Origin of the sequence: Kineococcus glutinatus (genome assembly GCF_039542765.1) — a bacterium.
Classification (GTDB): Bacteria; Actinomycetota; Actinomycetes; order Actinomycetales; family Kineococcaceae; genus Kineococcus_A; species Kineococcus_A glutinatus.
In genome coordinates this window covers 1-7322 of record NZ_BAABIL010000312.1, presented here as the reverse complement: position 1 = coordinate 7322, position 7322 = coordinate 1, and the positions used below count along the sequence as shown (strand labels likewise).

6 protein-coding genes are annotated in these 7322 nt (G+C 73.3%); 1 reads left to right on the top strand and 5 read right to left on the bottom strand.

Features of this window, described 5'->3' with window-relative positions; genetic code table 11:
* The 3 genes from gyrA to ABEB16_RS12140 all read right to left on the bottom strand — a co-directional run.
* A partial coding sequence (gyrA, locus tag ABEB16_RS12150; protein WP_345712511.1) for a DNA gyrase subunit A occupies positions 1–2684 on the bottom strand: 2684 nt, incomplete at its 3' end.
* A gap of 43 nt (positions 2685–2727) precedes the next feature.
* On the bottom strand, positions 2728–4737 hold the full coding sequence (gyrB, locus tag ABEB16_RS12145; protein ID WP_425560177.1) for a DNA topoisomerase (ATP-hydrolyzing) subunit B: 2010 nt from the start codon (positions 4735–4737) through the stop codon (positions 2728–2730).
* Between the two features lie 393 nt (positions 4738–5130).
* The gene (locus tag ABEB16_RS12140; protein ID WP_345712510.1) at positions 5131–5583 is read right to left on the bottom strand and encodes a MarR family winged helix-turn-helix transcriptional regulator; all 453 of its coding nucleotides are present in this window, start codon (positions 5581–5583) and stop codon (positions 5131–5133) included.
* Between the two features lie 92 nt (positions 5584–5675).
* Here ABEB16_RS12140 and ABEB16_RS12135 point away from each other — a divergent pair, with 92 nt between their 5' ends.
* Positions 5676–6140, top strand: coding sequence for a nuclear transport factor 2 family protein (locus ABEB16_RS12135; protein ID WP_345712509.1), 465 nt, complete (start codon positions 5676–5678; stop codon positions 6138–6140).
* 6 nt (positions 6141–6146) lie between these two features.
* Here ABEB16_RS12135 and ABEB16_RS12130 read toward each other — a convergent pair whose 3' ends face one another.
* Both ABEB16_RS12130 and ABEB16_RS12125 read right to left on the bottom strand, forming a co-directional pair.
* Positions 6147–6785, bottom strand: coding sequence for a cysteine hydrolase family protein (locus tag ABEB16_RS12130; RefSeq protein WP_345712508.1), 639 nt, complete (start codon positions 6783–6785; stop codon positions 6147–6149).
* Between the two features lie 71 nt (positions 6786–6856).
* The coding region (locus ABEB16_RS12125; protein WP_345712507.1) for a DciA family protein at positions 6857–7322 on the bottom strand (466 nt) is incomplete at its 5' end.

Below are 7322 nucleotides of genomic sequence, written 5' to 3'. Positions count from 1 at the left end.
TCGTCGCCCGTGCGGGGAGCGGACGGGTCGTCCGACGGTACGCCATCCACAGCCCCCGAGACAGCGGCGTGCACAGCACTCTCACCCGTCGGAGCCCCCGCCGCCAGGTCGTCGCCCGGCCCGGCCTCGTCCTCGTCGACCTCGACGGGCACCGCGGCGTCGTCACCGGTGCGGCCGGCGGCCTGCTCGACGGCCTCGACCTCCTCCTCGATCACCCGCTCGGCGTTGCGCGCCACGGCGATGATCGCGTCGCCCGCGTCGGGCTTGGCGAAGGTCACGCCCATCGTGTCCCGGCCTTTCGCGGGGACCTCGTCCACCCGGGAGCGCACGACCTTGCCGCCGGCCATCACGACGAGCACCTCGTCGTTCTCCTCCACGGTGAGCGCGCCCACCAGGTCGCCGCGGGCCTCGGCGAGCTTGGCGACCTTGATGCCCAGGCCGCCGCGGCCCTGCCGGCGGTACTGGTCCACCGGGGTGCGCTTGGCGAAGCCGCCCTCGGTGACCACGAACACGTCCTGCCCCTCGCGGGCGACCGCCAGGGCCAGCAGCTCGTCGTCCTCGCGGAACTTCATGCCCGTCACGCCGGACGTCGCCCGGCCCATCGGGCGCAGCGCGGAGTCGTCGGCGGTGAAGCGCACCGACATGCCCTTGCGGGAGACGAGCAGCAGGTCGTCGGTGGCGTCCACCAGCGCGGCGGCGAACAGCTCGTCGTCGGAGCCGTCCTCCCGCTCGCGCAGGTTGATCGCGATCAGCCCGCCGGAGCGGTTGGAGTCGTACTCCTCCAGGCGCGTCTTCTTCACCAGCCCGCCGCGCGTGCCGAGCACGAGGAACGGGGCCTGCCGGTAGTCCTCGATGTCGAGGACGGCGACGATCCGCTCCCCCGGCTGGAACGCCAGCAGGTTCGCCACGTGCTGCCCGCGCCCGTCGCGGCCGCCCTCGGGGACCTCGTACCCCTTGGTCCGGTAGACGCGCCCCAGGTTGGTGAAGAACAGCAACCAGTGGTGGGTCGTCGTGGTGAAGAAGTGCTCCACGACGTCGTCCTCGCGCAGCTGCGCCCCCCGCACGCCCTTGCCGCCGCGCCGCTGCGCCCGGTACAGGTCGGTGCGGGTGCGCTTGGCGTAGCCGCCGCGGGTGACGGTGACGACGACGTCCTCGACGGGGATGAGGTCCTCGACGCTCATGTCGCCCTCGAAGGGCAGGACCGTCGTCTGGCGCTCGTCGCCGTACTTGTCCACCAGCTCGGCGAGCTCGGTGCCGACGATCTGCCGCTGCCGCTCGGGGCGGGCGAGGATGTCGTTGTAGTCGTCGATGCGCCGCGCCAGCTCGTCGTACTCGTCGGTGAGGCGCTGGCGCTCCAGGGCGGCGAGCTGGCGCAGCTGCATCGCGAGGATCGCGCGGGCCTGCACGTCGTCGATCTCGAGCAGGTCCATCAGGCCGCCGCGGGCGTCGTCCACCGTGGCCGAGGCGCGGATGAGGGCGATGACCTCGTCCATCGCGTCCAGCGCCTTGAGCAGCGCGCGCAGGATGTGCGCGCGCTCCTCCGCCTTGCGCAGCCGGAACCGGGTGCGCCGCTGGACGACCTCGATCTGGTGGGTGATCCAGTGCTTGAGGAACGCGTTGAGCGGCAGGGTGCGGGGCACGCCGTCGACGAGGGCGAGCATGTTCGCGCCGAACGTCTGCTGCAGCTGGGTGTGCTTGTAGAGGTTGTTGAGCACGACCTTGGCGACGGCGTCGCGGCGGAGCACGACGACGAGGCGCTGGCCGGTCTTGCCGGAGGTCTCGTCGCGCACGTCGGCGATGCCCGCGACGCGGCCCTGGTTGGCGAGGGAGGCGATGTTCTCGGCGAGGTTGTCCGGGTTGACCTGGTAGGGCAGCTCGGTGATGACGAGGCAGGTCCGGTTCTGGATCTCCTCGATCTCCACGACGGCGCGCATCGTGATGGCCCCGCGCCCGGTGCGGTAGGCGTCGGCGATGCCGCGGTGGCCGAGGATCTGCGCGCCCGTGGGGAAGTCGGGGCCCTTGATGCGCTGCATCAGCGCGGCGAGCTGCTCCTCGTCGCCGGCGTCGGGGTGCTCCAGCAGCCACGCCACGCCCGCGGCCACCTCCCGCAGGTTGTGCGGGGGGATGTTCGTGGCCATGCCGACCGCGATGCCGGCGGAGCCGTTGACGAGGAGGTTGGGGAACCGGCTGGGCAGGACCGCCGGTTCCTGGGTGTGCCCGTCGTAGTTGTCGACGAAGTCGACGGTCTCCTCGTCGATGTCGCGGACCATCTCCATGGCCAGCGGCGCCATCCGGCACTCGGTGTAGCGGGGCGCGGCGGCCGGGTCGTTGCCCGGGGAGCCGAAGTTCCCCTGCCCCGCGACCAGCGGGTAGCGCAGCGACCAGTCCTGCGCCAGGCGCACCAGGGCGTCGTAGATCGAGGTGTCGCCGTGCGGGTGGTAGTGGCCCATGACGTCGCCGACGACGCGGGCGCACTTGGAGTACGCCCGGTCGGGGCGGTACCCGCCGTCGTACATCGCGTACAGCACCCGCCGGTGCACGGGCTTGAGGCCGTCGCGCACGTCCGGCAGCGCCCGCGACACGATGACGCTCATCGCGTAGTCGAGGTAGGAGCGCTGCATCTCCAGCTGCAGGTCGACCTGCTCGATGCGGTCGCCGGGGGGCTGTTCGGTGGTCTCGCTCAACGTTCGGGTCCTTGTCGGCCGGTGCGGTCGGGAGGCTGGCGCGTCAGACGTCGAGGAACCGGACGTCGCGGGCGTTGCGCTGGATGAAGGAGCGGCGCGACTCGACGTCCTCGCCCATGAGCACGGAGAAGATCTCGTCGGCGGCCGCGGCGTCCTCCAAGGTCACCTGCAGCAGCGTGCGGTGCTCGCGGTCCATCGTGGTCATCGCCAGCTCGTCCCAGTTCATCTCGCCGAGCCCCTTGTAGCGCTGCACGGCGTTCTCCTTGGGCAGCCGCTTGCCCGCCTCCTGGCCGGCCCTGATGAGGGCGTCGCGCTCGCGGTCGGAGTAGACGAACTCGTGCGGCACGTTGTTCTGCCACTTGATCCGGTACAGCGGCGGCTGCGCGAGGTAGACGTAGCCCGCCTCCACGAGCGGCTTCATGTAGCGGAACAGCAGCGTGAGCAGCAGCGTGCGGATGTGCTGGCCGTCGACGTCCGCGTCGGCCATGATCACGATCTTGTGGTAGCGGAGCTTCTCCAGGTTCAGCTCCTCGCCGATGCCGGTGCCGAACGCCGTGATGAGGGCCTGCACCTCCTGGTTGCCCAGCGCGCGGTCCAGCCGCGCCTTCTCCACGTTGAGGATCTTCCCGCGGATCGGGAGGATCGCCTGCGTGCGCGGGTCGCGGCCGCGCACCGCCGAACCGCCCGCGGAGTCGCCCTCGACGATGAAGACCTCGCACTCGGTGGGGTCGTTGGACTGGCAGTCCTTCAGCTTGCCCGGCAGGGAGTTGCGCTCCATCAGGCCCTTGCGGCTGGCCTCGCGGGCCTTGCGGGCCGCGTTGCGCGCCACCGACGCCGCCACCGCCTTGCGGGTGATGGCCTTCGCCTCGGCGGGGTTGCTCGCGAACCAGTGCCCCAGGCGCTCGGCCACCTGCTGCTGCACGAACGTGCGCGCCGCGGTGTTGCCCAGCTTCGTCTTCGTCTGCCCCTCGAACTGCGGCTCCGCCAGCTTCACCGAGATGATCGCGGTGAGGCCCTCGCGGATGTCGGAGCCCTCCAGCGACTCCTTCTCCTTGAGCAGCTTCTGCTCGCGGGCGTAGGAGACGACGAGGTTGGTCAGCGCGGTGCGGAACCCCGCCTCGTGCGTGCCGCCCTCGGAGGTGTTGATGGTGTTGGCGAAGGTGAACACCGACTCCGCGTAGGACGTCGTCCACTGCAGCGCCACCTCGACGGAGATGTTGCGCTCGGTGTCCTCGCTCTCGAAGGAGACGATCGTCTCGTGCAGCGGGTCGTTCTTCTTCTGCGCGTTGATGTGGCGCACGTAGTCGACGAGACCGCCCTGGTAGCGGTAGGTCACCTCGCGCGGCGTGGACTCGGTGTCGTCGACGTCGTCCTGGGTCTCCGGGGTGCGCTCGTCGACCAGGCGGATGCTGAGGCCCTTGTTGAGGAACGCCATCTGCTGGAAGCGGGTGCGCAGCGTCTCGAAGTCGAACGTCGTCGTCTCGAACGTCTCCGCGCTCGGCCAGAACGTCACCGTCGTCCCGGTCTCGGTGGTCTCCTCCCCCTGCTCCAGGGGCGCCTGCGGCACGCCCCCGGCGTAGGACTGCCGCCACACGTGCCCCTGCCGGCGGACCTCGACGTCGAGGCGGGAGGACAGGGCGTTGACGACGGAGACGCCGACGCCGTGCAGACCGCCGGAGACGGAGTAGCCCCCGCCGCCGAACTTGCCGCCGGCGTGCAGGACGGTGAGCACCACCTCGACGGCCGGGCGCTTCTCCACGGGGTGCAGGTCCACGGGGATGCCGCGGCCGTCGTCGACGACGCGCACGCCGCCGTCGGGCAGCAGCGTCACGGCGATGGTGTCGCAGAAACCGGCGAGCGCCTCGTCCACGGAGTTGTCGACCACCTCGTAGACCAGGTGGTGCAGGCCGCGCTCGCCCGTGGAGCCGATGTACATGCCCGGGCGCTTGCGAACCGCCTCCAGGCCCTCCAGCACGGTGATGGCGCTGGCGCCGTAGTCGCCCTCCGCCTGCACCTGCGCGGCGGCCTGCGCGGCGGCGCCGGCGGGGACCACGTCCGCCAGGGAGGGCAGCGTCCCGCCCGCTGCCGCCGTGCCCTGCTCCTGCGGAGCGGCGGCTGGCGCCCCGCCCCTCCCCTGCTCGGGGTTCTCACCGGGGCGCGCGTCGTCGCTGGGCACGGGTCTGTGCTCTCCTTCCGGAGGACGGTGGCCGGACGGGCACCGCACCCGCGCCGCCCGGCGCGGGTGGCGGCCACGGCACCGCGGCGGCCCCGTGACCAGGCGACCACCTGGAGACCCCAGTCTACCCCGGGAAGCGGGTCGTTCCGCGATCCAGACCGCACCCAGAAGGCCCTGTGTCGCCGTCAGGCGCCCTTTCGGGCCGCCGCACGACTCCCCCCACGGGCCACGCTCCCCCGAGCGTCCTGCTGAGCGTCTGGCGCTCGCGGCTCAGCCGGCGCCGTGGTGGTCGACGATGCGGGCGAGCAGGTCGGTGAGCTGGCGGCGCTCGGTCCCCGACAGGGGGGCCAGCACCTCGTCCTGGACCGCGCGCAGCACCTCGTCGAGCTCCAGCAGCCGGTCGCGGCCGCGGGCCGTCAGCGTCACGACGTTGCGCCGTCGGTCGTCCGCGTCGGGGGCGCGCTGCAGCAGGCCGGCGGCGGCGAGGTGGTTGACGGCGGCCACGACGTCGCTGCGGTCGAGACCGGTCCGCCGCGAGAGGCCGGCCTGGCTGGTCGGGCCGTGCTCGTCGAGCACGGCGAGCAAGGAGTAGTGGGAGCGGCGGATCCCGCTGCCCTCCAGCGCCCGGGCCACGAGCCGGTTGGCGGGTGCGGCGGCGCGGTTGAGCAGCCAGCTGGCGAGCCCCCGGACCCGGGGTGGCGCGTCGACGGGTGCGGCCTCCACGCCGGGAGCCTAACCGGACCGTTGGCAACCCCCACGATCCATGCAATGGTTGGTCTCACCAACATTGGTCTCACCAACGAAAGGATGGCGCCATGAGCACCGCGACCGGCACCCGGCTGCAGCAGGTCCTCGACACCGGCGAGCTGACCGCCCTCGTGCACCGGCTCGGGGCCTGTCTCGACGAAGGGCGCTTCGACGACCTCCCCGACCTGCTCACCGAGGACGCCACCGCCCGCACCCCCGGCGGCACCGCCCGCGGCCGCGACGCCGTCGTCGCCCAGGCCCGGCACAACCACGGACCGGACCAGCGGTTCCAGCACGTCATCACCGACGTCCTCACCGCGGTGAGCGGGGACAGGGCGCGCATCCGGGCGAACGTCGTCCTGCACGTCGCCCCCGCCGACCCGCCCGCCGGGCCCCCGCCCGCACCCGTGAGCTCGATGGGGGGGCTCTACGGCTTCGACGCCGCGCGCACCACCGACGGCTGGCGCCTGGCCGGCGTGGAGGTCACCCCGCTGTGGCGGGCGGATGCCCGGACCGCCCGACGGGTGGGGTGAGCGGGATCAGCCCCGCAGGGCCGCCACCGCCTCCGCCGCGCTGCACCGGTGGCTGAGGAGGCTGTAGTCCAGGCTGTCCAGCGACCGCTGCGCCGCCGCCGGCTCCACGACCCCGCACGCGTCGTCCACCACCACCGGCAGGAAGCCCAGGTCGGCGGCGTGCCGGGCGGTGGGCTCGATGCCGATCTCCAGGACCGCACCCACCAGCAGCACGGCGCTCGTCCCGCGGTCGCGCAGCACCGCCTCCAGCGGGGTGCCCACGAACGCGGACATCCCCAGCTTGTCGAACACCGGCTCACCGGCGGCCGGGGTGAGCTCGGCGACCAGCTGCGTGTGGTCGGCGTCCGGCGGGAAGGCGGAGCGCACGTCGGCGGCCCGCTCCAGCCGCTGCCACGCCATCGCCGTGCGCAGCGCCGCCACCCCCATGTGCGTCGGCGGCAGCGACACGTGGCGCACGTAGAGGACCGGCACCCCGGCCGCGCGGGCGGCGGTCAGGACGTCGCCGATCCGCCGCACGAGGCCCTCGCGGTCGCGCACGTGGGCGAGGATGCCGACCTGGACGTCGTAGACGACCACCGCGCTCGCGCCGGGCCGGCACATCTCGGCGACGTTCTCGGGGACCTGCACGCCGTGGGCCTGCTGCACGGCGGTCAGGATGACAGCCGGCAGCGAACCATGACCAGGGGTGAGAGCGCGGCGGCCGGCCCGGGACCGGCTCAGCCGTAGGTGTCGCGCGGTCCCCGCCCACCGGGGGCGCTGCGCCCCCCCTTGCGCCACGACGGGCTCCGCGGCCCGCGCACCAGCACCGAGCGCACCACCCCGGCACCCAGCTCCTCGTCGAGGCGGCGCAGCACCGTCGGCACCAGCAGCCGCACCTGCGTCGCCCACGCCGTCGACTCCGCCCGCACCACGAGCTGCCCGTCGTCGAACGCCTCCGGGGTGCAGTGCTGGGCGATCTCCCCGCCCACGACGGCGTCCCAGCGGCCGAAGACGCCGCCCACCGACAGCGGTTCCCGCCAGCCCCGCTCCCCCACGATGCGCGCCACGACCGGACCGAGCAGCTGGGGGTCGCGGGCGTCGGGCCAGGCCCCCGAGCGGGTCCCCGCGCCGCGGCGGCGGGCCCGCTCCGCCGCCCTGCGGTCCTCGGCGGTGCGGGGGGCCTCGAACCCGCCGCCGCGGGTG

Bases quoted from the DNA above. Each gene is read 5' to 3' on its own strand.
- ABEB16_RS12135 (WP_345712509.1), top strand. From the start codon at position 5,676: ATGAGCACCGCGACCGGCACCCGGCTGCAGCAGGTCCTCGACACCGGC.